This window comes from Sphingobium sp. RC1 (assembly GCF_059738765.1).
The window spans coordinates 772,085-796,709 of the sequence record NZ_AP027306.1 but is presented as its reverse complement, the minus strand read 5'-3'; the positions used below and the strand labels follow the sequence as shown (position 1 = coordinate 796,709).

General features: G+C 59.8%; 19 protein-coding genes. 5 read left to right on the top strand and 14 right to left on the bottom strand.

The annotated features are described in order from the left end of the window. Positions 1–93: 93 nt before the first annotated feature. On the bottom strand, positions 94–2,514 hold the full coding sequence (locus tag AC6JBC_RS03905) for a TonB-dependent receptor (RefSeq protein ID WP_498025494.1): 2,421 nt from the start codon (positions 2,512–2,514) through the stop codon (positions 94–96). Positions 2,515–2,969: 455 nt separating this feature from the next. Here AC6JBC_RS03905 and AC6JBC_RS03900 point away from each other — a divergent pair, with 455 nt between their 5' ends. The 5 genes from AC6JBC_RS03900 (at position 2,970) to terL (ending at position 7,438) form a co-directional block, all read left to right on the top strand. Then, on the top strand, positions 2,970–3,497 hold the full coding sequence (locus AC6JBC_RS03900) for a hypothetical protein (RefSeq protein ID WP_498025493.1): 528 nt from the start codon (positions 2,970–2,972) through the stop codon (positions 3,495–3,497). Between the two features lie 361 nt (positions 3,498–3,858). Continuing rightward, positions 3,859–4,029, top strand: a complete 171-nt coding sequence (locus AC6JBC_RS03895) for a hypothetical protein (RefSeq protein ID WP_247230463.1) — start codon at positions 3,859–3,861, stop codon at positions 4,027–4,029. Between the two features lie 150 nt (positions 4,030–4,179). Next, on the top strand, positions 4,180–5,544 hold the full coding sequence (locus tag AC6JBC_RS03890; protein WP_498025492.1) for a site-specific DNA-methyltransferase: 1,365 nt from the start codon (positions 4,180–4,182) through the stop codon (positions 5,542–5,544). Beyond that, positions 5,541–6,029 (top strand): hypothetical protein, encoded by a 489-nt coding sequence (locus AC6JBC_RS03885; RefSeq protein WP_498025491.1) that lies wholly within the window; start codon positions 5,541–5,543, stop codon positions 6,027–6,029. The genes AC6JBC_RS03890 and AC6JBC_RS03885 overlap by 4 nt, the downstream gene beginning before the upstream one ends. Further along, positions 6,026–7,438: a phage terminase large subunit gene (gene terL / locus AC6JBC_RS03880; RefSeq protein ID WP_247230458.1), complete on the top strand. Its 1,413-nt coding sequence runs from the start codon at positions 6,026–6,028 to the stop codon at positions 7,436–7,438. The genes AC6JBC_RS03885 and terL overlap by 4 nt, the downstream gene beginning before the upstream one ends. 98 nt (positions 7,439–7,536) lie before the next feature. Here terL and AC6JBC_RS03875 read toward each other — a convergent pair whose 3' ends face one another. The 13 genes from AC6JBC_RS03875 to AC6JBC_RS03815 form a co-directional block, all read right to left on the bottom strand. Further along, positions 7,537–8,721 (bottom strand): acetyl-CoA C-acyltransferase, encoded by a 1,185-nt coding sequence (locus tag AC6JBC_RS03875; RefSeq protein WP_247230456.1) that lies wholly within the window; start codon positions 8,719–8,721, stop codon positions 7,537–7,539. A gap of 58 nt (positions 8,722–8,779) precedes the next feature. Next, positions 8,780–9,541 (bottom strand): 3-hydroxyacyl-CoA dehydrogenase, encoded by a 762-nt coding sequence (locus AC6JBC_RS03870; protein ID WP_247230454.1) that lies wholly within the window; start codon positions 9,539–9,541, stop codon positions 8,780–8,782. Between the two features lie 61 nt (positions 9,542–9,602). Continuing rightward, positions 9,603–11,276, bottom strand: a complete 1,674-nt coding sequence (locus AC6JBC_RS03865; RefSeq protein ID WP_498025490.1) for an AMP-binding protein — start codon at positions 11,274–11,276, stop codon at positions 9,603–9,605. Between the two features lie 88 nt (positions 11,277–11,364). Next, on the bottom strand, positions 11,365–12,321 hold the full coding sequence (locus tag AC6JBC_RS03860; RefSeq protein WP_498025489.1) for an alpha/beta hydrolase: 957 nt from the start codon (positions 12,319–12,321) through the stop codon (positions 11,365–11,367). A 28-nt stretch (positions 12,322–12,349) separates the two neighbouring features. Next, entirely contained in the window at positions 12,350–13,351 is a 1,002-nt protein-coding gene (gene iolG, locus AC6JBC_RS03855) for an inositol 2-dehydrogenase (RefSeq protein ID WP_498025488.1), read from the bottom strand. Positions 13,352–13,412: 61 nt separating this feature from the next. Continuing rightward, positions 13,413–15,095 carry an AMP-binding protein gene (locus AC6JBC_RS03850; protein WP_498025487.1) on the bottom strand — a complete coding sequence of 561 codons (1,683 nt, stop codon included), beginning with the start codon at positions 15,093–15,095 and terminating at the stop codon, positions 13,413–13,415. A gap of 54 nt (positions 15,096–15,149) precedes the next feature. Further along, positions 15,150–16,682, bottom strand: a complete 1,533-nt coding sequence (locus tag AC6JBC_RS03845) for a CoA-acylating methylmalonate-semialdehyde dehydrogenase (RefSeq protein WP_498025485.1) — start codon at positions 16,680–16,682, stop codon at positions 15,150–15,152. 183 nt (positions 16,683–16,865) lie between these two features. Then, positions 16,866–17,690: a 5-deoxy-glucuronate isomerase gene (iolB, locus tag AC6JBC_RS03840; protein ID WP_498025484.1), complete on the bottom strand. Its 825-nt coding sequence runs from the start codon at positions 17,688–17,690 to the stop codon at positions 16,866–16,868. After that, positions 17,687–18,580, bottom strand: a complete 894-nt coding sequence (iolE, locus tag AC6JBC_RS03835) for a myo-inosose-2 dehydratase (protein ID WP_498025482.1) — start codon at positions 18,578–18,580, stop codon at positions 17,687–17,689. Before iolE ends, iolB begins: the two co-directional genes overlap by 4 nt. Further along, positions 18,577–20,412: a 3D-(3,5/4)-trihydroxycyclohexane-1,2-dione acylhydrolase (decyclizing) gene (gene iolD, locus AC6JBC_RS03830; RefSeq protein WP_498025481.1), complete on the bottom strand. Its 1,836-nt coding sequence runs from the start codon at positions 20,410–20,412 to the stop codon at positions 18,577–18,579. Before iolD ends, iolE begins: the two co-directional genes overlap by 4 nt. Further along, the gene (locus AC6JBC_RS03825) at positions 20,409–22,340 is read right to left on the bottom strand and encodes a bifunctional 5-dehydro-2-deoxygluconokinase/5-dehydro-2-deoxyphosphogluconate aldolase (protein ID WP_247230437.1); all 1,932 of its coding nucleotides are present in this window, start codon (positions 22,338–22,340) and stop codon (positions 20,409–20,411) included. The genes iolD and AC6JBC_RS03825 overlap by 4 nt, the downstream gene beginning before the upstream one ends. Next, positions 22,337–23,677, bottom strand: coding sequence for a serine hydrolase domain-containing protein (locus AC6JBC_RS03820; RefSeq protein ID WP_498025480.1), 1,341 nt, complete (start codon positions 23,675–23,677; stop codon positions 22,337–22,339). Before AC6JBC_RS03820 ends, AC6JBC_RS03825 begins: the two co-directional genes overlap by 4 nt. Before the next feature lie 60 nt (positions 23,678–23,737). After that, positions 23,738–24,535 carry a MurR/RpiR family transcriptional regulator gene (locus AC6JBC_RS03815; RefSeq protein WP_498025479.1) on the bottom strand — a complete coding sequence of 266 codons (798 nt, stop codon included), beginning with the start codon at positions 24,533–24,535 and terminating at the stop codon, positions 23,738–23,740. Positions 24,536–24,625 lie beyond the last annotated feature (90 nt).

Genomic DNA, 24,625 nt, shown 5'->3' with positions numbered 1-24,625 from the left:
GGTGCGCCTACATGTCACTCGAACACGTGACCCCAGCCGCTGGGGCCGGTTACGGATCCATATGTTGGTGATCCGACCGGCCCTGCCTTTATCTTAGAATTTGAAGTTGCCCGTCAATCCAAACTCGCGTGGGTTGATCACGTTGACCGTGCGGTAGCCCGAGTCATAGTCCACGCCGCTGGACGTGCCGATTACCGCGTTACCCTGGCTGATGTTGGCGATCCGCTTCTGGTTCAGCACATTCTTCGCAAACAAGGTGAATTCCCATTTGCTATCCTCGGCACGAAGGCCAACGAACAGGTTGAGCATTTCACGGCTACGATAATCATAATCGATCCGGTCAGAATAGAAGCCGGGCCGGTACGTAAACAACCCGCGCAGGAACGGCGTAACGCTGTCCATCGGGAAACGGATTTCCGTGTTGGCGGTCAGGCTGAAATCAGGCGTCTCGCCGATGCGGCCATTGCTGGCACAGAAGCTGACATTACCCGGCCCCGTAACGGTCGCCGTTCCATCCCGGTTAGGGCGACCAGTTCCTGCGAAGTCGTTGCACGGCAGCAGGGCGTTGCGATAACGGGCGCGAGTATAGGCAGCGCTGACGCCGAAGTCCCAGTCTCTCGTGATCCGTCCGTCCAGCGATCCTTCGATCCCCTTGATCCGTGCGTCGCCATTATAGTTGAAATCGAAAAAGCCGGTGGGCGGCGCGGCTACGGCGGACTCATAATAGATGCCGCTGAAACGGTTAAGGAAGTTATCGAGCTTCTGATAATAGACCGACACCGCATAATGCAGGCGCCGCCCGGCGAAGCTGCCTTTAACGCCCGCTTCGATCGAATCCGTCTTTTCCGGCTGGGTCAGGATCAGGTCGTCGCTCAGCCCATCCGGCAGGCCGGGGCTGACGCTGCCGGCGCGGAAGGAGTGGCCGTAGGAAGCGAAGATATTGATGGACGGCATTAACTGGTAGCTGATCGTCAGTCCGCCCGTGATCGGCTTGTCAGACGTATTGCGCAGGTTGGCCGGAATGATGTCCGTTGCCGGGTAGGACGCCGGTAAGCAGCCAAACGAGACAGCATCAACAATTGGATCGCCGGTGCACAGCAAGCTGTTGCCCGGCGTGCTCAAACCCAGTCGGCTGACATTCACCGACTTGATGATCGAGTAACGCAGGCCACCTTCGATTGTCAGGCCGCCTCTACGAAAGTTAAGATTGGCATTGAACGACCAAATGCTCCGATCTACCGGAACGGTAATCTGGGTGGAGATGGGCAGATAAGGCAGTGCGCCCAAGGTGTTCAGGCTATCATTCTGTTCAAACGGGAAAATGAAGCTGTCGCCCGGCTGAAAGATGCGCGTCGTTCCACCCATCTTATTGTAGAAGACGCCAATGCCTCCGCCCAGGCCATCCTTGTTATTCGTAGCCAAGCGCATTTCGACCGTGTCGTATACGAAGGGAGTTGGACCAAAGGAGCTGGAGATGTAATTGGGCACTGCATTGCCGACATCCAGATCACGCTGGCCTTTCAGACGCGAATCCTGATGCGCGCCTACAAACGACAATGTTGCCGGACCCAAATCCCAGTCAATCGCCAGGTTGACGATGTGGCTTTCATTGATATTACGACTCGTTCCCTCTGCGACGGCGGCATAGTCATCGACACCCAGCGCTGGACCGGAACGCGTTGATAAGTTGGGAACCAGAACACCGCCCAGGAATGGGCCAGCTTCGAAAGTTGACGTGTTGCCTGATCCGATGACCTGCTGCATCTGCCTATTGTCGGCGTACAGATACTGATAGGTAATATAGGCGGTGAGATTGTCCGTTGGACGAAGGCCCAGGGTCAAGCGGGCGCTTTCAGTACGGCTGCGCGACCGTTCGCCGGTGTTGACATTGCGGACGTTGTTCAGGCGATTGCCGTCGACCAGTGCCGCAACGCGCAGGGCGATCTTGTCAGAGAAAGGCAGGGATACCCCGCCCTGCACATTGTAGCCCCCACGCGTGGTAGCGGTAGTCTGCGCATAGCCTTCGATCTCATCGAAACCGGGGCGCGCCGTGGAAATGGTGATCGCACCTGCGGGGGCGGAGATACCGCGCAGCAAGCCTTGGGGACCGCGCAGCACTTCGATCTGCTTGATATCGTAAAGGGCCGTGTAGACCGTTTGCGCATCGGTCGGAATTTCGTTGAAATAGACCTGGACCGCCGGGTCGGTGCCCTGGTCGGGATCGAACGAGATACCGCGCAGCGTCGTCGAATTGTTACGGCCCGTGGCGTTCGTCATCTCCAGGCCCGGAGCGAGCTGCTGGACGTCCTTGGCATCGAAAATGTTCAGCTTCTGCAACTGCTCGCCAGTCGCCACATTGACGCTCATAGGCACTGATTGAAGCGATCGGGCTTCGCGCGTCGCCGTGACGACGATCTCGCCTCCACCATCGGCCGCATCCTGCGCCCAGGCAGCGGTCGGCACGATCATCGCTGCACCGCACAACAATGCAGAAAGACTCTTTCCCTGTTTCATGACAGCGTTCCTTTTCTTGGCAGAAGCCAGCCCCACAATGTTGACAACCGCTAACGATCGCGCAGGCGCCCTGCAAGCCTCGCCGTCATATTTTTGTAAATTTCGGCCCACCCATCTACTTTTTAGCGATGTATTTCTTTTATTTGCCCAATATATGCGTGCCATATAGTGGATTTTCATGCGCAATACGTTGATTGCATATTTCATCTCAGAAGATGTCGTCACAGCGGCCAGAGGACAAAAGGACCGACAAGCGCTAGACAATCTTCCTCGCCGAAGGGACAGGGAGATGGGCCGAAAAATGCCGACGCACATCACCGCCAAAACGGATTTGCCGCACCTGCTAACATCTCTGAGGCCGGAAGAAAGGTCGCGCCCGGTAGCCAAGGATGCAGAGCCGGAGGCTTGTGGAGATAAGTGAATGGCGAACCGAAATCATGAAGGGCCTCCAAACGATGGAGGTGATGCTGGTCTTCCTTACGGATGACTTTTCTGAAAGCATGTGGTGCCATCAGGAAGTTGGATTTGCGTTAGGGAAAGGGGTGCCTATCGTTTCGCTAAAGCTGGGGCAAAAAGACCCGCCTGGGTTCATTTCTCATGTCCAAGCGCAACGGGGCAAAGTAGACAAGCCCTCCCAGTCGGCCAGCGATCTGTTCCCGCTGATAGGCAAGGCTTTAGGTCGTCAGGAACGATTGCACGAAATCCTAATCGGCAGCTTTTTGACAGCGCCTAACTATATCGATGCCAAGGCTCGGTTCGAACGCATGGCGGATTCGGTCGATAAGCTGAGCGAGACTCATTGCGAACGGATTATCACAGCCTTCCGTTCTAACGATCAGCTCTATAATTCCATGTATCTCGTCAATAAGAGCAATCGGCTGAAGAAGTTCCTCGAACGTACAACCGGCCGCGATTTTGAGATAAACGGGCGCGATATCAAGGAAATGAAGGCAGAGGCGAATCTCGATGACGTGCCGTTTTAGGCCGAGGGACCCAGCAGCACCAGACCGACCACTCTCACACGGTTCGTTCAGATCGCCGTCACGATCGCTCTGCTTATGTATCAGTCCCGCCGAACGTGTACCCCCGAACCGCCTGCCACAGGGAACCCACCACGCTCCTCGTTTCTGTCCCACGCTTCACCCACCAGGAACCCACAGGATCAAGCCCAAAGGCACATAAACAAGGCGATCTCTCGACCATAAGCCGAAAGGCACTTTCGCTAGGTTTTTCAGAAAGTTCCTACTGAAAAGCTGGTGCAGGACGCAGTCCAGAGCGAACCCGTCTCCACTTAGAATTGGAAAGAAATGGGTAATATCGCAAAAACGTGGGATCTGAGCCGGGATGCAGGCAGCGAAAACCCATGAACTCCGCGCTTCCTGGGCGGCACGCGCGGAAACGCGAAAATGGAAAAAACCGCAACAGGAAATGGACATCGCAGCGGTTGAAGTGAAAAATGGCCTTGATTTTCAAGGCAGGCTTTTCATAATGGGCATGTTCAGCGATCAATGCTGAATGAGTGAGATGCTCAGCATCGATCTCCAGAAGACGAGGACGGCTCTATGAGCCGGCGCAATTGGCTAACTACGGTGGAGACACCGAGCGGGCACCGCGCATTCAAGCTTAAATCTGAAGCAGTTCTCAAAGTTCTTCTTGGAGGTATTCGTGCCAGCAAAGTCCAAATCGCGTAAGTCCATCCCACTCAACAACTTCGGCTCCATTCGCCTTGCGATCGAATATGTGTCGCCACACAGCATCGCACTCAGCCGTCGCGAATTGCGCAAGCATCCTCAGTCTCAGATCCGCGAGCTCGCCTCGGGGATCGGTCGCATCGGCTTTACTGTCCCGCTCATCGTGGATGAGCGATTGAGCCTGGTCTGCGGTCATGCGCGGCTGGCTGCAGCAAAGCTGCTTGAGCTTGACGAGGTGCCGGTCATCCGGCTCGATCACTTAACGCCCGAGCAGCTGCGGCTTTTCGCCATGTTCGACAATCGTGTCGCGGAACATGGTGAATGGGACGAGGGGGCCCTCGCCCTCGAATTTGCTGAACTTGCCCTAGAGGATGTAACGCTGGACATCTCGGACAGCGGCTTCGCTGTGGCCGAGATTGATGCGATCGTCGGGCGCAGTAGAACCGCTGAGCTATCCGATCTGGATAGCACACAGGCACCGGATGAAACCAAGCCCGCCATCACGCATTTCGGCGATCTGTGGCATTGCGGCCGCCACCGCCTTTTGTGCGGTGATAGCACTCACCCTGAAGCTATCGCGCGACTGACGCAGGGAGCGAAGATAAGGCAGGTCGTTACCGATCCTCCCTTTGACCTTCCCACAGCAGCATTTTCCTCATCGAAAAAGTTTGGCAATTTCCTGATGGGAGCAGGAGAGATGGGGCCGACCGCGTTTACCGACTTCCTGGCACGGTTCATACAGGCGGCGCAGCCAGTGCTGATGGATGGCGCGTTCATCTACGCGTTCATGGACCACAAGCATATCGCTCAGCTCATTGCCGCGGGTGAGCAAGCGGGCGTTTCCTATGTTCAGTTGCTGGTCTGGGTCAAAGGTCAGGCTGGTATGGGCAGCTTCTATCGGTCCGGTCATGAGCTGGTTGGCGTCTTCCGGCATGGTCATAGTGCAGGCTTGAACAATATCATGCTGGGCGCGCATGGGCGTAACCGGTCCAATGTGCTCAGCTATCCAGGCGTCATAGGTAAGGGCGGCGGCGGCGCCACCGCTCTCGCTATGCATCCCACCGTCAAAAACGTCGCCATGATTGCGGACTTGCTTCTAGATGCCAGCGCGCCGGGTGAAGCGATCCTGGACAGCTTTGGTGGCAGCGGTACCACCCTAATTGCCGCCGAGAAGGTGGATCGCACCGCCTATCTTTGTGAGCTGTCCCCCGGCTTTGTCGACGTCGCGGTCGAACGCTTCGAGGCGTTGGGCGACGAAAAGGCGATCTTAGAGGCAACCGGGCAGACCTTTGCGGAAGTGCGTGAGGAACGAAGCTCCATCGCTGGAGGCGCCGCATGAGCGATGGTCAACCGCCAAAGCCAATCAAGTTGCGCAAGGATGGTCAGCCCGACGGCCGCGGCCATGCGGAGGGATCGAAGGCCAACCGTCTAGCAAAGAATGATGGTCGGCGACGGCCGGGGCGGCCACCGGGCAGTCGTGACGCTAAATCCGAAATATGCGCCGTCCGAGACATGCCGGTCGCCGTGGTGATTAGGGGACGGCAGCGAAAAGTGAGCACCCGGATGGCCAACTTGCTTAAGCTGCGAGAGAAGGCGCTGAAAGGCGATCAACGAGCCGCCGAGTATCTCGATCGCCTGTTCGCCCAAGTCGAGCCCCCTTCGGTTGAGCCTGATCTGACCGCCAGCCTACTCGAAGAAGATGCGCAGCTGATTAATTACTGGCTCAGCCGGAAACAACCCGCCGACGATCAGGCAATATCGGCCACGACCGATATTGCGGCTGATGCTGACGCCGCGATAGGGCTGAAAGAAGAGAAGCAATGAAGCCGGGGCTGACGGAGCAAGCGCGCTTGCGCGATGCCATCTTGCGCAGCGACATCGTGGCCTTCACCCAGAAGGTGTTCAGCGAGTTGCATCCAGGGCGGTCAATGATCACAGGCTGGCATCATGAGGCCATTGCCTACTGCCTGGAAGTGACGGTGCTCACACATGAGGTCGACCGGCTCATCATCAACCTTCCTCCCCGCTCGCTGAAATCCGTTATGGTCTCTGTCGCACTTCCAGCCTTTCTGCTTGGACGCGATCCGACGAGGAAGATCATCGTGGTCAGCTATAACCAGGACCTCGCCAATTATCTCAGCCGGCAGACCAGACAGGTCATGCAGGCTCCATGGTATCGGCGGCTTTTCCCGTCAACGGCCCTTGTTGGGCAAGGCGCGCTAGGGCAGTTTTTCACGACCGCTGGAGGTTTCAGGGCGGCCTTGTCCACAGGCGGCACCTTCACCGGCAAAGGCGGTGACCTCATCATCATCGATGATCCGCTAAAGGCGGATGACGCCTATTCAGAAAGTGCGCGAGCAGCCTTGCTGGAATGGAGCACCAACACCCTCTTCAGTCGCCTAGACGACAAGCAAACGGGCGCGATCATTCTTGTCCAGCAGCGACAACATGAGGATGACCTTTCCGGCCATATGCTGCGCGCCGGTGGATGGTATCATCTGAGCTTGCCTGCCATCGCCACCGAAGATCAACAGATCACCCTATCACGCAATCCTCTGCGTAGGCATTGTCGCAGGATCGGCGATTTGCTCGATCCTCAACGCGAACCCCAGTGGATCCTTAACGGCCTGCGCCGGCAGATGGGGAGCGCTCCCTTTCTGGCGCAATATCAGCAGCAGCCGTTACCGCCAGAGGGCGACGTCATCAAAACTACCTGGTTCCGCACCTATGAGTATCTTCCCGAAGGCGAGGTCGTACTATCTGTTGATACAGCGACGAAAGCAGGCGCCCGCAATGATTGGTCGGTAGCCATGCTGTGGCGCGTGAGCGAAAACCGCTATTATCTCGATTATGTCTGGCGCCGCCGTGTCGAATTCCCAGAGCTGCTCCATTCCATTAAGCAATTGGCGGAAACGGTCAGGCCGGACAAGATACTGATCGAAGACAAGGGCGCGGGCAGCGGCCTCATCCAGACCCTGCGTGATGATAGCGATGGGTACCCCGTAGTCCCTTACGATCCGGGGCAGATCGACAAGGTCAGCCGCATGCGCGTTCAGTCGCACAAGATCGAAGGCGGGCTGGTGTTCCTGCCGCGCGAGGCCCCTTGGCTGGAAGAGTTTTTGAACGAGGTTCGCCGTTTCCCCAACGGCGCTCATGATGATCAGATCGATGCGATGTCACAGTTTCTGGACCATGCCGGCCAACGTTCAGCAGGCTTAATCACCATCAGATAAAATCTCGGCCACTTGCCATAAGCTGGCATACCCATGAACAGCAGGCGAAAGAACTGATCAGACGTGATCTGTCAAATAGCTCCCTTCATCCAAGCCGATTAGCCTAGTTCAATCCCCATGGCTGTTGCCTCACCACCGCCGATGCACAGGCTCGCTATACCGCGTCGGAGACCACGATGCTGCAGGGCACCCATCAGTGTCGTTAAAATGCGCGCGCCTGACGCACCGATCGGATGGCCGAGCGCAGTGGCACCGCCGTTCACATTCAACTTGTCCACAGGAATGCCCAGATCCTTAGCAGCGATCATCGCCACAACGGCGAAGGCTTCGTTAATCTCAAATAGATCAACATCGTTCACGGCCCAACCCGCTTTGGCCAGCACCTTGCGCATGGCAGGCACTGGCGCGGTGGTGAAGGCGGCTGGTTCCTGGGCGTGAGCGGCCGTCGCAACGACGCGCGCCAGAACGGGAAGGCCGAGTTTTTCCGCCACGCTCTGCCGCGTCATGACGAGCGCGGCGGCGCCATCCGAAATGGAGGATGCGTTGGCGGCGGTGATCGTGCCGTCCTTGCCAAAGGCGGGCTTCAGCGTCGGAATTTTATCCGGCCGCGCCTTGCCCGGCTGCTCATCAGTGTCGACCCATGTCTCTCCGCCCCGGCCAGGCACCGCAACAGGCGTGATTTCGCGAACGAAAGCACCGCTGCTGATCGCTTCATTGGCGCGAGATAGAGAACGTAGCGCATAATCATCCTGATCGGCGCGGGTGAACTGATAGTCACGAACGGCTTCTTCAGCAAAGACGCCCATGGCCTTGCCTGGCTGATAAGCGTCTTCGAGACCATCCATCATCATCGTGTCGATGATTCGGTCATGCCCAATACGCGCGCCCGAGCGATGCTTGGGCAAGGCATAGGGCGCGTTGGTCATGCTTTCCATGCCTCCCGCCACGATGACCTCCGCCGCTCCACTGGTCAGCGCCTCATGCGCCATGATCGCCGCTTGCATGCCAGATCCGCACATCTTGTTGACAGTAGTAGCCTCCGTGTTGAGGCCAAGACCGGCAGTCAGCGCAGCTTGCCGGGCGGGCGCTTGCCCCAGCCCAGCGGGCAGCACGCAGCCCATGTAGATGCGTTCGATCGCATCGGCCGATACTCCGGAACGCTCCACGGCAGCTCTGACGGCCGCGGCACCCAATTCCGTCGCCTTGAGCGCGGACAGGGCACCTTGAAAGCCGCCCATGGGCGTCCGGGCATAGCCCGTGATAACGATAGGATCATGTGCCATAGATAAGGTTCTCTTAAAGACCGCACGGGAAATCTTGCGCTGGTGTTGGATTTGAGGTTCAGCGCGGCGCCATGCGGATGGCGCCATCTAGACGGATCACTTCACCGTTCAGCATGGGATTACGAATGATGCTTTCGACCAACTGAGCGTATTCCGCGGGCCTGCCCAAACGGCTGGGATGCGGCACTTGCGCGCCAAGTGCGTCCTGGACAGCTTGAGGGAAGGACTCCAACAACGGCGTCAGGAAGATGCCCGGTGCGATGGACGTTACGCGGATCTTGTGCTGGGCGAGATCGCGCGCAATGGGAAGGGTCATGCCGACCACCCCGCCCTTCGAAGCGCTATAGGCGGCCTGCCCAATCTGTCCGTCATAGGCAGCGACCGACGCTGTGTTGATGATGACCCCCCTTTCGCAGTCAATCTCTTCCGCTGACGCAAGCCGAGCTGAGAATTTGGCAATGACGTTGAAACTGCCGATCAGGTTGACCGTCACCGTCTTCACGAAGCTATCCAGCGGATGCGGCATATTTTCCTTGCCCACTGTCTTCACCGCCGGAGCGATGCCAGCACAATTGACGAGAATGCGCGCAACGCCATGCGTCCGTTCGGCTGCGTCCAGGGCAGCGGTGACGCTGGCGTCGTCGGCGATGTTGGCGGTCACGAAAGTGCCGCCCAATGCCTTGGCGGTCGCCTGCCCGGCTTCCTCGTTCAAGTCGAAAATGGCGACCTTGGCGCCCTGCTCCGCCAGCATCTGCGCCGTTGCCCTGCCCAGACCGGACGCGCCGCCGGTGACGATGGCAGCCATTGCTTTGATGTCCATAAATAATATCCTGTTTCGCGCCCAATGGGCACCTATTCACCAGCCTTTCGATCCGGACCCGTCAGCTATTTGACTGTTCAGCATCCCGCTGTTTGGCGATCTCCTCATTTCTAAGCAGGAAGCGCTGCAACTTGCCGCTTGGTGTCTTGGGCAAAGACTCCACGAAGGCGATTTCACGGGGATAGGCGTGCGCAGACAAGCGCGTCTTGACGTAGCGCTGGATCGAGGAGGCTAAATCAGGGTCATCCGCGCTGTACCCTTGGTTCAGCACGATGAAGGCTTTGATGATCTCGGTCCTTTCCGGATCAGGCTTGCCGATCACGGCGGATTCCATCACCGCATCATGTTCCAGCAGAGCGCTTTCGACATCAAACGGTCCCACGCGATAGCCCGAGGTCGTGATGACGTCGTCGGCCCGTCCAATGAAGGAAATGCTTCCGTCGTCATTCTGCTCGACCGTGTCGCCGCTCAAATAATAGTCGCCCACGAAAGCAGCTGTTTCCCGACCAAGATAGCCCGAAAACCACATCATCGGTGACGCCTTGCGGTCCAGCGCCAATATGCCCGGCTCTCCTTGACGCAGCTCCTCACCCTCTGGCGAGCAGACGACGACACGGTGCCCGGGTGATGCAAACCCAGCTGACCCGATGTGGATCGGATGATCTATGCCATGATGGTTACACAGCACCATGCCCACTTCGGTCTGACCGTAATGATCGTAGATCGGCGCACTGAGATGTTCGTCGAACCAGCGGATGATCTCGGGATTAAGCGGTTCGCCCGCACTGCTGACAGCGCGAAGCTGCCCCTTGACCCGCGCCGCCTTTTCCGGTCCGCCTGCCAGCAGCAGGCGGTAGGCCGTCGGTGACCCCGCAACATTGGTGATGCCAAGTTCAGCGATCGTGTCGTACGCGTCATCGACATCGAAGCCGCGCTGGTTGAATGTCGTCGTTATGCCGAGCGCCAGTGGACCGGTCACGGCGTAATAGAGCCCATAAGCCCAGCCCGGATCGGCGAAGTTCCAGAACCGGTCCTCAGGGCCCAGCCCCACCGCATCGCGCATATAAGCGGCAAAGGCAGCGATCGCCTTCACCGGCACGAACAGCGGCTTGGCAGGCCCCGTCGTTCCTGATGTGAACATGATGAGAAAGGGATCGTCCAGGCCGCAGGGCGCGGCCGGATGACCTTCCTCCTCTTCCTCGATCATGCGCCAGAAGTCGCGCTTGGCGCCGGCCTCCCCAGAGGAAACGACGATCTGCTCGATCGATGAAGGCAGTCCTGAAATTTTGGGAAGATTGTCCTGGTCCGCCACGATCACGCGCGTATTGGCGGTCTCCAAACGATATTCGATCGCCTTGGAACCGAAGGCCGTGAACAAAGGCTGGTAAACCGCCCCGAGCCGCCAGGTTGCCAGGATCAGGATCAGCAGCTCGGGAGCGCGCGGGAGCAGTCCCGCCACACGATCACCTTTGGTCACACCCAAGGACGATAGGGCAGCCGCGAGCCGTGCACTGTCATGCGCCAGTCGCGCGAACGTCCACTCCTGCGTAACTCCATTAAGTCCACGGTGGCGCAGTGCGACGCGCGACTTGGCCGGCGCGTGTCGGTCGCAACATATCACCGCCGCATTGGTGTGACCGGTCTCGTCAAAATCCAGGATAGCCAATGCCTGTGATACATCGAACGTAAAATCAGTGCCGCCAGTCTGGATACTGGATTGCGCCACGTCGTCCATGATGGACCTCCTCAACGAACAAAATCATACTATTCGGTATCAGTCCTCCCCGCCTCACCTGCCGTGCTGCCGATGACTTCGCCGAACTTCAGCCCCGAATGTTTCGCGACAGCAGCGTTTTGAGACGCTGCCCAACCAGTTCAGTCGCTTCGGCCGCCGCTGGCACCACAGCTGACAGATTGGGAAAACCATGAGTCAGATGGTCGAACTCCATCAATGCGACTTCGACGCCCGCCTCTGCCAGCCGGTCGGCATAGGCAACGGCTTCATCGCGGAGCGGATCGACTTTCAGAACGGCGATTACGGCAGGGGGTGCCGCGTCTAGCCGATCTGATGTAATCGGCGATATGCGAGGATCTGCCTGATCATGGGAGCCGCAATAATCCCGCATGAGTTGCGGCAAGATTTGCGTGGGAAGAGTGGGATCTGCATTGGCGATCCGGGAAGGATAGCTGACGGATTCCTCGCGCAAATCGACCGCAGGATAGAACAGCAATTGCGCGTCAAAATTCCTGCCGCCCTCTTTGCCGCCCTCTTCCCCCAGTTTGAGAGCCACCACTGCCGCCAGATTGGCTCCGGCGCTCTCTCCCGCAATGACGAGGGGGTTTTCGGAGCCGCCAAGCCCAGCCGCATGGTCCATCGTCCAACGCGCAGCCGCCAGGCAATCGTTGACGCCCGCGGGAAAGGGATTTTCAGGAGCGAGCCGATAACCGCTCGCCACGACGACCATCGAAAGGTTGCGGGCAAGCCGCCGCGCCAGCGGCTCGATGAAGTCGATGCTGCCGAATGCCCAGCCCCCACCGTGCAGCAGATGCAAGGTTCCGGTAGGAGCGGTCAAAGGGCGGAAGATGCGAAGCGGAACCTGCCCACCTTCGTCATCGACGATCAAATTCTCAACTGAGGCCACCTCAATGGGACCATCCGGCCCATTAAAAAGGGCGATCATTCCATCCATATTGTTGCGCATCACGTCGTAGTCGATCTCGTCGGACGTGGGCACGGGAATTTGCGATACGATCTGCTGAAGTATCGGGTCTAGGGCCATCTCAGCTTCTCCCTTGAGCTTGTTCGCATCAGCGACGCGCAGAGGCGGCCAGCGTGACCATCGATCCGCTGCGCGCCGATTGGTCCGCAGCTTCCGCGAGGATAAGCGCCTTGAGACCGTCATCTTCATTGACGACCGCTGTTGCCTTGCCTTCGATGATATCCGCGAAATGCTCGATCTCCATGGCGAAAGCTTCCGCATAGCGATCGAGGAAGAAGTTCTGGAAGCAGTCCGAACGGGCGCCCTCCTCGGTCCAGGTCTGGACGCTGCTTTCCAGCTTGTTCTCCGCGCGGATCATGCCCTTCGACCCGAAGGCTTCGATCCGTTGATCATAGCCATAGCCGCTGCGACGACTGTTGGATATGACGCAAATCCTGCCGCCGACTGTCCGCAGTAGGATCTTCGCAGTGTCGAAGTCACCCGCGGCGCCGATTTCCGGATCGATCAGCACTGCCCCCGAGGCAAAAACGCTTTCGATTTCTTCACCCAGGAGCCAGCTTGCCATATCGAGATCATGGATAGACATGTCCTTGAAGATGCCGCCTGATCCGGGGATATAGCTGGCTGGCGGCGGCGCGGGATCGTGGCTGATGATGTGGAGCGTCTCCAACGTACCGATCTCGCCCTGCTTCAACCGCCGCTGCAGCCTGGCGAAACTCGGGTCGAAGCGCCGGTTGAAACCGAGCAGGACATGCCTGTCGGTGGCCGCGACTGCCTGCTGGACCTGAGCGGCACGACCAGCGTCCTGATCCAGCGGCTTTTCGCAGAACACCTGCTTTCCCGCGCGGATGGCTTCCAGAGTATAGTTGAGATGGGTGTCCGTCGCACTGGCGACGAGGACGCCGCTGATCGCCGGATCGGCCCAGACATCCTCAGCCGTCGATACCGTGGCACCATAACGACTTGCCAGTTCCTCCGCGCCGCCGAACGGATCGACGACGCGCGACAGGGACAGGCGCGGATTGGCGGCGATGTTGGCGGCGTGGATCTTGCCGATCCGGCCAGCGCCAATCAGTGCTATTTCAAACATTGGATACCTTTCCTAATTTGATATTTTCGTTCGCGCCCTCGAAACGGCGCGCTCATGTTCTTCATTGGCGGCCCAGCCCCAGCTCATCCTCCATCATCTCGCGCAAACGGGCCTTCTGCACCTTTCCGGAGACCGTCATGGGAAAGCTGTCGAGGAAGCGTACGTATCGCGGCACCTTGTGATGAGCGACGCGGCCACGGCAAAATGTGACGATCGCCTCCGCATCCTCGGGCGCGCCAGGACGAAGCTTGACGCAGGCCATCACTTCTTCACCGAACCGTTCGTCCACAACACCAACAACCTGCACGTCAAGGACGGACGGATGGAGGTAGAGCAGTTCTTCAAGTTCGCGGGGATAGATATTCTCGCCGCCGCGGATGATCATGTCCTTGATCCGCCCGACGACCCGGGCATAGCCCGCATCATCGATGGTGACGAGGTCGCCAGTGTGCATCCAGCCGTCGCGAATTGCCTCCGCCGTTTTTTCAGGCTCGCCCCAATAACCGAGCATGACCGAATAGCCGCGGACACAGAGCTCGCCCGGCTCCCCGCGTGGAACGATCTCTCCGGTTTCGGGATGAACGACTTTCGCTTCAAGGTGAGGGTGAATGCGGCCGATGGTGGCGACGCGGATTTCGAGAGGATCGTCCAGCGATGTCTGGAAGCTTACCGGGCTGGTTTCGGTCATTCCATAGCCGATGCCGATGTCGCGCAGATGCATGCGAGTCATCACCTTGCGCATCAACTCTTCCGGACAGGGAGATCCTCCCATCAACCCGACGCGCAAAGAGGAGAGGTCGAAGCGCGCAAAGTCCGGGTGCTCCAGTTCGGCGATGAACATCGTCGGCACGCCATGCAATATCGTGCAGCGTTCGGCCTCCACCGTTTCCAGCACCGCCAGCGGATCGAAACCGGGAGAGGGATAAACCATGGTGACACCATGAACGACGCTCATCAGGTTGCTCATCACCATGCCGAAGCAATGATAGAGCGGCACGGGTATGCAGATCCGATCGTCCGGCCTCGCGCCAAATGCGGCGCCCCCCATCGCTGCATTGTTGAGTATGTTGCGGTGCGAGAGGGTTACGCCCTTCGGGGCGCCTGCGGTTCCACTGGTGAACTGAATATTGATCGGATCGTCAGCCTTCAAGGTTGCGGCGATGCTGGCGAGTTCCGTTTCCGATGCGGCTGTGCGCAAGCCCGCCACTTCGCTGAAGTCCAGCCAGCCCGGCCGCGGTTCGCCGCCGATCTTGATCGCATAGCGGAAGGCCGGGAGATCGACCGAGACGATCTCTCCCGGCCGTTCGCCAAAATGCGTGACGAAGCTTTCCGTCATTGCAAGATAATCGCTGTTCTTGAACGAAGCTGCGCAGATCAGCGCCCTCACTTCCACCTTCCCCAACGTATATTCCAATTCGGCAACGCGGTAGGCGGGGTTGATGTTGACCAGGATCATGCCCGCACGCGCGGTCGCAAGCTGCGCGATGGTCCATTCAGCGCAATTGGGCGCCCATATGCCGACCCTGTCCCCCGGCTTCACGCCCAGTGCCAGCAGCCCAGCGGCAAAGTCATCCGTCGCGGCTTTCAGCTCCAACCAGCTGTAGCGGATGTTGCCATGCCGGGCGACGAGCGCATCCTTGTCGGGCCAACGCTGGGCGGCGCGGTCGAGCGCTTCGCCGATCGTATCGTCCCGCAGGGGAGGTTCCGAAGCTCCGACAACTTGACTGAGTTCTTGCATGGTCATGATAAGCTGCTCGCCTGACTGCCGGTCCGGCGTAAAACCGGACCGGGACTATCGTCATTTCATCGTCGGGATCATGAAGGCATCGGCCAGCGACGATCCCGAAGCTTCACCCGATGCATTCGGCCAGCGCTGCGTCACAGTCTTGACCTTCGTCCAGAAGCGCACGCCTTCCTCGCCATGCTGGTTGTGGTCGCCAAAGCCGGAACGCTTCCAGCCGCCAAAGCTGTGATAGGCGACGGGCACCGGGATCGGCACATTGATGCCGACCATGCCGACATTCACGCGCGCGGCAAATTCCCGCGCAGCGTGCCCATTGCGCGTGAAGATGGCGACGCCATTGCCATATTGATGCCGGGACGGGAGAGTCAGCGCGTCGTCAAAGCTATCGGCCCGTACCATTTGCAGAACCGGGCCGAAAATCTCCTCCCGGTAAGCGCTCATGTCCGGTGTCACATGATCGAACAGCGTCGGGCCGACGAAAAAACCATCCTCATGTCCCTGTAGCGAGAAGCCCCGCCCATCGACGACCAGTTCGGCTCCTTCATCCACACCGGTCTGGATCCACTGTTCGATGCGCGCCTTGTGCTGCGCGGTGACCACTGGACCATAATGCGCCTCCGCATCGGTGGAGACACCCACGCGCAGAGCTTCGATGGCGGGGACGAGCTTGGCTTTCAGCCGCTCGGCCGTTTCGTGTCCGACCGGAACCACGACCGGCAGCGCCATGCACCGTTCGCCGGCCGAACCGAATGCCGCGCCGCAAAGGTCTGCCACCGTCTGGTCGAGATCGGCATCGGGCATGACGATGCCATGGTTCTTTGCGCCACCCATTGCCTGGACGCGCTTGCCGTTGTCGATCCCGCGTCGGTAGACATAATGGGCGATGTCCGAAGAACCGACGAAGCTGACCGCGCTAATCGCCGGGTGATCAAGGATGGCATCGACCATTTCCTTGTCGCCGTGAACGACCTGGAAAATGCCCGCAGGCAGCCCGGCCTCCATGAAAAGTTCCGCCAGGCGGACCGGAACGGACGGATCGCGTTCCGAGGGCTTCAGGATGAAGGCATTGCCGCAGGCCATTGCGACCGCGCTCATCCACAGCGGTATCATCGCCGGAAAGTTGAAGGGGGTGATCCCTGCGCCGATGCCGATCGGCTGGCGCATCGAATAGACATCGATGCCGGGACCTGCGCCCTGCGTATATTCGCCCTTCAGCACATGGGGAATGCCGCAGGCGAACTCCACGACATCCAGACCGCGCTGAATGTCACCCTTGGCATCAGCGACCACCTTGCCATGCTCGGAGGCCAGCAGGCGCGCGAGATCATCCATATCGCGTTCGACCAGCCGCTTGAATTCGAACATGACGCGGGCTCGGCGTTGCGGATTGACCGCCGCCCATGCAGGCTGCGCCGCTTGAGCGGCATCGACCGCTTGCTGCAATTCGCTGGCCGTGCCCAGCGCCACGCGCGCCTGCACCCGGCCGCTGTTCGGATCGAACACATCGCTGGTACGGGAGGCGACGGCAGTCACCGCACGCCCGCCGATGAAATGGGGGATGTTTCGAGTTTCGGCTTCTACAGTCATGATCAAATCTTCCTCATCTTGCACAACGCCGTCTCGCGCGCCAAAGGAGACGCTTCCCCGCCCCTTCCAGGCGCCCAGCCGCCGCCATGGGTAAAGTGCAGGTCTCCATGGCGGGGCTGGACAGGCGATAGACGTCGAAATTTCCGGTTCACATTCGCCCGGCATGCGGACGAACTCACTTACTCATTCTCCCTTGTCAGTTCCGGGCGATGCGCCACGCGCGATCCAGTCATGGGCCGGATCGTTGGCGAACACCCAGTCGCGACGCGGCCCAGCCATGACGTTCAAATAATAAAGGTCGTAGCCGTGCGGCGCGCCGACGGGATGGTAGCCGCGCGGCACCTGCACCACGTCGCCATCCTCCACAGCCATGGTCTCGTCTATCGAGCGGTCGTCCGTATAGACACGCTGGAAGGCAAAGCCCTGCGGCGGTGACAGACGATGATAGTAGGTTTCCTCAAGGAAGGTTTCCTGCGGCCATGCGTCGCGGTCATGCTTGTGCGGCGGATAGCTGGACCAATGCCCGCCCGGGGTGATGACTTCCACAACCAAGAGGCTTTCCGCGTCGCCTGCGTCATCCAGTATGTTGCGCACAAAACGCTGGTTCGTGCCCTGCCCTCTCGTTTCCAACCGCACATCTTCCGGAGCGATGACGCGCGGACGACGGTTGCCACCGCCTGGCGCGGTGCAGATCGCGACTTCAGCGTTTCCCGCCGCCTTGATGCTGTAGGAGGTGCCTGCCGGTACGTAGACCGATGTTGCCGGTCCTTCGAACACATCGGTCCGCCCACCCATCTGGTCGAAACGCACTTCGCCAGCGGTCACATCGACGGTGCCGGACAGGACGACCAGACATGCTTCCCGCCCTTCGTCACCGCCGTCATGCACTTGCCCAGCGGCCAGACGGACGACCTTGAAGCCGACATAGCGCCACCCCGCGCTCTCGGGCGTGATGTCGAGCACCACGCCCTGTGGATCGGGCTCATGGCTGCGAACCTTGAGGCTCATGCCGCCAGCCCCACTTCAGCCGCGATATTTTGCAGCGTACGCAGGCCAAGCTGCTGATAGGTGTAGGGATTGGCTAAGGCAGGGTCCTGTTCCGCCTCGATAACGATCCATCCGTCATAGCCGACGCTAGCGAGGGCGCCCAGGAACGGCTCATAGTCATAGATGCCGTCGCCCGGCGCCGTGAACATTCCGCTGACCACGCCATCAAGGAAGCTCGCCCCGCCAGCCCGCGCGCGGTTATAGCGGTTCCGCCGCACATCCTTGCAATGAACATGGTTTACCCGTTCGGAACGTTCGCTGATCACCTTAAGCGGATCGATGCCGCCGCAGAGCGAATGGCCCGTATCGAGCGTCAGGCCGACATGATCGCCCGTCACCTCGAAAAAGCGCTGCAATTCATCGCCGGTCTCCACCACCGTACCCAGATGATGATGATAGGCAAAGCGCAGCCCGCGCCCATTCACATAAGCGGCCACAGCGTTCAGTCGCGAGCCGAATTGCTCCCATTTCTCATCATCGATCTGGGGATGAGCATCGAGCGGCACGGACCGGTCGCAATGAATAGCGTTCGACGTTTCGGCGGCGATGAAGACTTGAGAACCCATTGCTTCCAGCAGGGCGAGGTGGTCGGCCATTGCCTCGATCTCGGCGTCGGCATCCCGGATCAATAGATTGGTGGAATACCAGCCGCCTATGATGTCCAGCCCGTGCGAGACCATGATGGGCTGAAGGGTGGCGGCATCACGCGGGAACTTGCAACCAAGTTCCACCCCCTCGAAACCGATCTGCCGTACTTCGTTCAGCAGCGTGTCCAGCGTGATGTCGCCCCCAAGCTCGGGCATGTCGTCATTTGCCCAGGCGATCGGGCTTACGCCCCAGCGTATCGTCATGGCTTTTGCCTCTTCTTCATATCTTCATAACGGGCGCGCGCTGCCGAAACTTCCGCGCGCGAAGACACCTGCGGCACCGCGACGTCCCACCAGTGCCCACCGGCCTGCGTCGTCACGGCGGAGTCCGTTTCCAGCACGATAACATAGCTGCTTTGCGACGCTGCGGCGCGACCCAGCGCCTCTTCCAGCGCGGCTATGCCGGACACCTTTTCCGCCTGCGCGCCAAGACTGCGGGCATGGCCCGCGAAATCGACCGGAGGCAGCACCTCCCGCCGCGAATCCGTGAGCAGATTGTTGAACGGCCTGCCGCCAGTCGCCTGCTGCAAGCGATTGATGCAGCCGTAACCGCCGTTGTCGAGCAGCACGACGGTGATCTTCATTCCCAGCATGACCGAAGTCGCCAGTTCGGAATTCAGCATCAGATAGCTGCCGTCGCCCACGAGCACGAAGACTTCGCGGCTCGGATCGGCCATCTTGACGCCCAGGCCGCCTGCAATCTCATAGCCCATGCAGGAAAAGCCATATTCAACATGATAGCCGCCCGGCCTGCGAACGGGCCACAGCTTGTGCAGTTCGCCAGGCAGGCCCCCGGCGGCGCAGACCACCACCGCATCCTCCGGCGCGTTGCGTGACACCGCGCCGATCACCTGCGCGTCAGAAGGCAGAGCGTCCGATGATGCCATCGCAGCATTCGCCGCATGGCTCCATTCAGCCCGCGCGGTCTCGTTCGCTTCCTCCCACGCCTGCGGCACACGCCATTTGTCGAGCGATAGGGCCAGCTCTTCTATCACTTCCCGCGCATCGCCCACGACGCTGTGAGCCCCATGCTTGTGCGCATCATGGGGAGCGACGTTGACCTGGAACAGCTGTGCCGGAAGCAACGTGCGCGATCCGGTGGTGAAATCCTGCAAACGTGTGCCCAGGCCAATCACGAGATCAGCCTCCCGCGCCGCTCGATTGGCAGCGCTGGTGCCAGTCACGCCGATAGATCCCAGCGCCTGAGCATGGCTGGCTACCAGACTGCCCTTCCCCGCCTGTGTCTCCGCCACCGGGATGCCGGTGGCTTCCGCAAGTGCCGCAAGCGCCTCTTCAGCCCGTGAATAAAGAACGCCGCCGCCAGCGACGATCAGTGGCCGCTCCGCCGCGCGGATTGCCTGCACCAGCGCACTGAACTCGCCCACGTCCGGATGAGGACGCCGCTGCCGCCACAAGCGGGGTTCGAGGAAGCTGACCGGACAGTCGAACGCCTCCGCCTGCACATCCTGGCATAGTGACAGCGTGACGGGACCGCACCGCGCCGGGTCCATCATCACCGCCATTGCGCGCGGCGCCGCGTCCAGAATCTGCTCCGGCCGGGTAATACGGTCGAAATAGCGGCTGACCGGGCGGAAGCAGTCGCTTGCGCTCACCGTCCCGTCGCCGAAATCCTCTATCTGCTGAAGCACCGGATCAGGCAGGCGGCTGGCATAGACGTCTCCGGGCAGGAACAGCACAGGCAAGCGGTTCACATGCGCGAGTGCGGCGGCGGTCACCATGTTGGTAGCGCCCGGCCCGATCGACGTCGTGCACGCCATCGCGCGCTGGCGGCGATTGGCCTTGGCAAAGGCGATGGCGGCATGAGCCATCCCCTGCTCATTATGCGCTCGATAGGTGGGCAACGCATCGCCGATGTCCGCCAACGCCTCTCCCACACCGGCCACATTGCCGTGGCCGAAGATCGCCCAGACCCCTGCAAAGAATGGCTGTTCCGCGCCGTCAATCTCGACACGCTGCGCCGCCATCCATCGGACCAGCGCCTGCGCCATCGTCAACCTGATGGTTTCTCCGCTCATGATACCGGATCCTGCCTTGCATCGCGCCATGCGCGCGCCAGCACGCTGAAGCTTGCCGCCATCTGGGCAATGGCGGCGGCGTCGTCGATTTCACCCTTGAACCAGCGCATTGCAGGCTCCACCCAGATGGTGCGGCCAACGGCGAAGCCCTTGACCAGTGGATTGCCAACCGCTGCCGAGAAGCTGGCCAGCAGCGACTCTTCATCCGACGCCAGCCCCAGCAGCAATATGCCACGGCAGTAGGGATCGCGCGCTGCGATGACCTGTTCGATGGCTGTCCAGGTGGCAGGATCGACGGCAGGCTCCAGCTTCCACCAGTCCGGATAAACACCCAGGGCGTAAATATGTTCGATCACGCGGGCCACGGTGTCGGGCTCAACCGGACCGTTCTTCGAAGCGATTACCTCCAGCAACAGCTCGTGGCGCGTTGCCCGGCACGCTTCAAACAGGCTCAATATCTGCCGGTCCTGTTCGGCACGCAGCTCAGCCGGGTCATCGGGATGGTAGAAGACCAGACACTTGACGACATGGTCGAGCGGCCAGTCGGCCAAAATCGTTGCGGCTTCACGCCCGCCTTCAAAACGGAGCGGCCGCGAGCCGGGCAGTTCGATCGGTCGGCCGATCCAGTAGCCCCCGCCAGCGGCGCTCTCCAGCGCGGAACGGCCATAACGCCCGTCAGCGAGCAGGCCAAAGCCGTCTTCGTTCTCCGCAACCTGCGCCATGGCGCGCAATGCCAGTTCCTTGAAATCAGTAACACGATCCAGATTGTTGGTGCCCAGTTCTTCGACCAGCTCGTCAAATTGAGCGCGATGGTCGATCGCGAGCACCGTCAGCTTATCGTAACCGGTCAGGCGGTTAGTCGCCCAATGGACATGTTCCAGCGCCGCGCTGTCTCGCAACCGTCGAGGCCAGTCGTTGCGTGACAAGAACACCCGCAGCTCCTCAGCGCTCGGCTGAGCGGGGGCGCAGCCATGACGGGACACCACGATAGCGCCGCAAGCATTGCCGTAGGTGCAGCACTGCTCGATGCTCTCGTCGCGCAGCCAGCCGCGCAGGAAGCCGGCCATGAACGCGTCCCCCGCTCCAAGGACATTGAAAACCTCGATGGGAAAGCCCTTGCCGACAATTCCCTGGTCCAATTGATCAGGGATCGCCGCAGGGAAGGCGACGCATCCATCCGGACCACGCTTGCACACCAGCAGCGCGCCGCTGTACTCGCGGATTTTGCGCAGTGCCGCGACCGTGTCGGTCATGCCGCCAAGGATGTGGATCTCCTCTTCCGTACCGACGATCAAATCGCAGAGCGGCAGGACGTGCTGAAGCTCCTGCGTGACCTGCTCGCTGGAGACGAAACGATCCTCGCCATTATCCTTCGACGCCAGCCCCCATAGTACCGGGCGGTAGTCGACATCGAATATAACGCGGCCGCCAGCCGCCTTGATGGCATGCACAGCCTTGAGCGTCGCCGCACTAACATTGGGTTGCGACAGATGGGTGCCATTGATCAGCAGCGCGCGGGCGGCTGCCACATAATCAGGATCGATATCGTCTTCACACAGCGCCATGTCGGCGCAATTTTCCCGGTAGAAGATCAGCGGGAAGCTTTCTGGATCGCGAATACCCAGGATGACGAGAGCCGTCAGCCGCTCCGGATCATTGACGACGCCCGTCACGTCGACGCCTTCGGCCTCCAGCTGCTGTCGGATGAAGCGTCCCATATGATCCGAACCGACCCGGGTGATGATCCCGGTATCCAGCCCCAGCCGTGCCGCGCCGATGGCGCTGTTCGTCGGACTGCCGCCCACATATTTGGCGAAGGAGCCCATATCTTCCAGCCGACCGCCGACTTGCTCGCCATAGAGGTCAACGCCTGATCGGCCGAGCGTGATAAGATCGAGCGTACGCGCGCTGTTCGCAGTATCGCTCATTGGTCGGCCCCGCTTTGCGAAGAAGAAAGCGATGTACTCTCCTGTCGCTCCAATCCTTCCAAAACATCGGCGACGATCCGGCGGCTTCGGAACTGAAGTCCGAGCCGTTCGGCATCCGTCAACAGATGAACCATGCATACGAAAACAAAGTCATTCTGTGGATCGGACCAGAACCAGCCGCCTGCCGCACCATCCCAGAAGTAAGTACCACTCCCAAGACGAACATCCGCCTTTTCGGGGTCAGTGACGATTATGCCGTTATAGGCATATTCATAGCCGGGACGCAGCCAGTGGGGAGCGGTGCCAAATCCCCCCGTCAACAGATGATCGGCCGTGTGGCTACGCATCATCAAGGCGGCAGCTTCCCGGCTGATAATCCGGCTGCCGTCCAACTCTCCCTGGCCCAACAGCATGCGGGCGAAGCGAAGATAGTCGGCCGCGGTGGACACAAGGCCGCCCCCGCCCGATGCGAGCAGCGGCTCACCGGCGAAAGGATGGACCAGATCGCGGGGCAAAAGAGCGGAGACATTATCATAATATAGCCGTTCGGACTCGTGATCCGTTTCGACCAAGCCATCGCCCGATAGCGAATAGAGCGTAGCAACGCGGTAACGCTTTTCTTCCGGCACGATGAAGTCGGTATCGACCATCCCCAGCGATTCGAAAATCCTCTGACGCATGAAATCGCGCAGGCTCATGCCGCTCAGGCGTTCGATGATGACGCCTTGAATGTCCATCGACACACTATATCGCCAGCCAGTGCCGGGATGGAAGGCCAGCGGCACCTGCGCCAACCGTGCGAGATATCGGTCCGCGCTGACGTCGTGAGGAATAACCGGCACTTGCGCCGCTCGGAAAAGCTGGTCAACCGGCTCGTCGGTAAAGCCATAGGTGAACCCGGCCTGATGCGTCATCAGATGTTCCAGCGTCGGCTGGACGGCAGCAGGCACCAGCACCGGGGCCTCAGCGGCCGACCCTGCCTCTAGCACTTGCAGGTCTGCGAGCTCGGGAAGATGTTCCGCGATCAGATCGGAGGGAGACCATTTACCCTCGTCCCACAAAATCATCATCGCGACCGCCGTTATCGGCTTGGTCATCGAATAGATCCTGAAGATACTGTCCTGCCGCATCGCATCACGCGTCGCCACGTCACGCCAGCCCAGAGCTGATTGATGCGCGAGGGCACCCCCTCGCCAGGCCGCCGTTACGGCGCCACTCAGCAAGCCGCGCTCGACAACGTCTTCGAAGAGACTATCCACCGTCCGCCACGCGTCGGCTGGGGGCGTTCCAGCATTTCCCGCAAATACAGCGTCCGCACCCATCGGCTGCCCCACCATTCCTCTCCTATGGAAATTACATTCCACTTTATATTGGATCAGAACCTTTGGTGCAATATCTCAAATAGAAGGTTCAGAGCTTTTTACAGGCTGATCGGCGGCGGAAGGCTCATCCCGCAGCGCGGCCATGCCGATTGCAAGAGACTGGGCGAGGCACATGGACGCGGCAAGGGAGCGGAATCCTCGCACCTCTGATTCGCGGACCTGAAGGATCAGATCAGCCCCTTTAGCGATGGGACCAATGACGCTGTCGGTAATGGCAACCACAGGACACTGGCCCTTTGCAGCCTCCACCAGGCTCAGAGTTTCATGGCTGTAGGGCGCAAAACTAATTGCCAGCATCACGTCTCCAGCGCGAAGCCCGCCAACCTGCTGAATCTGTAGTCCCGCGAGGCCATCCACGAGCACGGTTCGCTTCCCCGCTTGCCCCAACATATAGGCGAGGTAGGTGGCAACGGGAAACGAGCGTCGGAAACCCGCTACGAACACCGTTTCCGCGTGATGAAGCATCTCTATCGCTTCGGACAATTCTCGCGGCCCCAGTGCATGGTTCAAATTTTCCAAGGCAAGAATGTTACCCTGAACGAATTCCGACAACAGCTGGCGGGGACCCTCTGGCTCTCCTGACACAGCATAGCGATGCTGACGGATTCGCTCGGCATAACCGACAGAACGATCCTCGCGCAGCAAACCTTCTCGCACAAGGCGCTGCATCGGGCTGGCACCGGAAAAGCCAAATGCCTGTGCGAAGCGCACGATGGCCGACGGCTGCACGTTGCTGCGCTCAGCAATCACCGCCAATGTTTCGAACGCAATATCGTGCGGCTCGTCCAGAATATGCCGGGCGATCCGTTGCAACCGATCGCTCAATTCATCATGGCGTTCCCGGATCGCTTCGAGAAACTCCTCAAAGTCATTCGGCTGTTCTTTACTCTCTGGCATATATGC

What these genes read in the sequence shown, in the direction of transcription:
- AC6JBC_RS03905 (WP_498025494.1), bottom strand. Translation starts at nt 2,514, where the DNA reads ATGAAACAGGGAAAGAGTCTTTCTGCATTGTTGTGCGGTGCAGCGATG.
- AC6JBC_RS03900 (WP_498025493.1), top strand. Translation starts at nt 2,970, where the DNA reads ATGGAGGTGATGCTGGTCTTCCTTACGGATGACTTTTCTGAAAGCATG.
- AC6JBC_RS03895 (WP_247230463.1), top strand. Translation starts at nt 3,859, where the DNA reads ATGCAGGCAGCGAAAACCCATGAACTCCGCGCTTCCTGGGCGGCACGC.
- AC6JBC_RS03885 (WP_498025491.1), top strand. Translation starts at nt 5,541, where the DNA reads ATGAGCGATGGTCAACCGCCAAAGCCAATCAAGTTGCGCAAGGATGGT.
- terL (WP_247230458.1), top strand. Translation starts at nt 6,026, where the DNA reads ATGAAGCCGGGGCTGACGGAGCAAGCGCGCTTGCGCGATGCCATCTTG.
- AC6JBC_RS03875 (WP_247230456.1), bottom strand. Translation starts at nt 8,721, where the DNA reads ATGGCACATGATCCTATCGTTATCACGGGCTATGCCCGGACGCCCATG.
- AC6JBC_RS03870 (WP_247230454.1), bottom strand. Translation starts at nt 9,541, where the DNA reads ATGGACATCAAAGCAATGGCTGCCATCGTCACCGGCGGCGCGTCCGGT.
- AC6JBC_RS03865 (WP_498025490.1), bottom strand. Translation starts at nt 11,276, where the DNA reads ATGGACGACGTGGCGCAATCCAGTATCCAGACTGGCGGCACTGATTTT.
- AC6JBC_RS03860 (WP_498025489.1), bottom strand. Translation starts at nt 12,321, where the DNA reads ATGGCCCTAGACCCGATACTTCAGCAGATCGTATCGCAAATTCCCGTG.
- iolG (WP_498025488.1), bottom strand. Translation starts at nt 13,351, where the DNA reads ATGTTTGAAATAGCACTGATTGGCGCTGGCCGGATCGGCAAGATCCAC.
- AC6JBC_RS03850 (WP_498025487.1), bottom strand. Translation starts at nt 15,095, where the DNA reads ATGACCATGCAAGAACTCAGTCAAGTTGTCGGAGCTTCGGAACCTCCC.
- AC6JBC_RS03845 (WP_498025485.1), bottom strand. Translation starts at nt 16,682, where the DNA reads ATGACTGTAGAAGCCGAAACTCGAAACATCCCCCATTTCATCGGCGGG.
- iolB (WP_498025484.1), bottom strand. Translation starts at nt 17,690, where the DNA reads ATGAGCCTCAAGGTTCGCAGCCATGAGCCCGATCCACAGGGCGTGGTG.
- iolE (WP_498025482.1), bottom strand. Translation starts at nt 18,580, where the DNA reads ATGACGATACGCTGGGGCGTAAGCCCGATCGCCTGGGCAAATGACGAC.
- iolD (WP_498025481.1), bottom strand. Translation starts at nt 20,412, where the DNA reads ATGAGCGGAGAAACCATCAGGTTGACGATGGCGCAGGCGCTGGTCCGA.
- AC6JBC_RS03825 (WP_247230437.1), bottom strand. Translation starts at nt 22,340, where the DNA reads ATGAGCGATACTGCGAACAGCGCGCGTACGCTCGATCTTATCACGCTC.
- AC6JBC_RS03820 (WP_498025480.1), bottom strand. Translation starts at nt 23,677, where the DNA reads ATGGTGGGGCAGCCGATGGGTGCGGACGCTGTATTTGCGGGAAATGCT.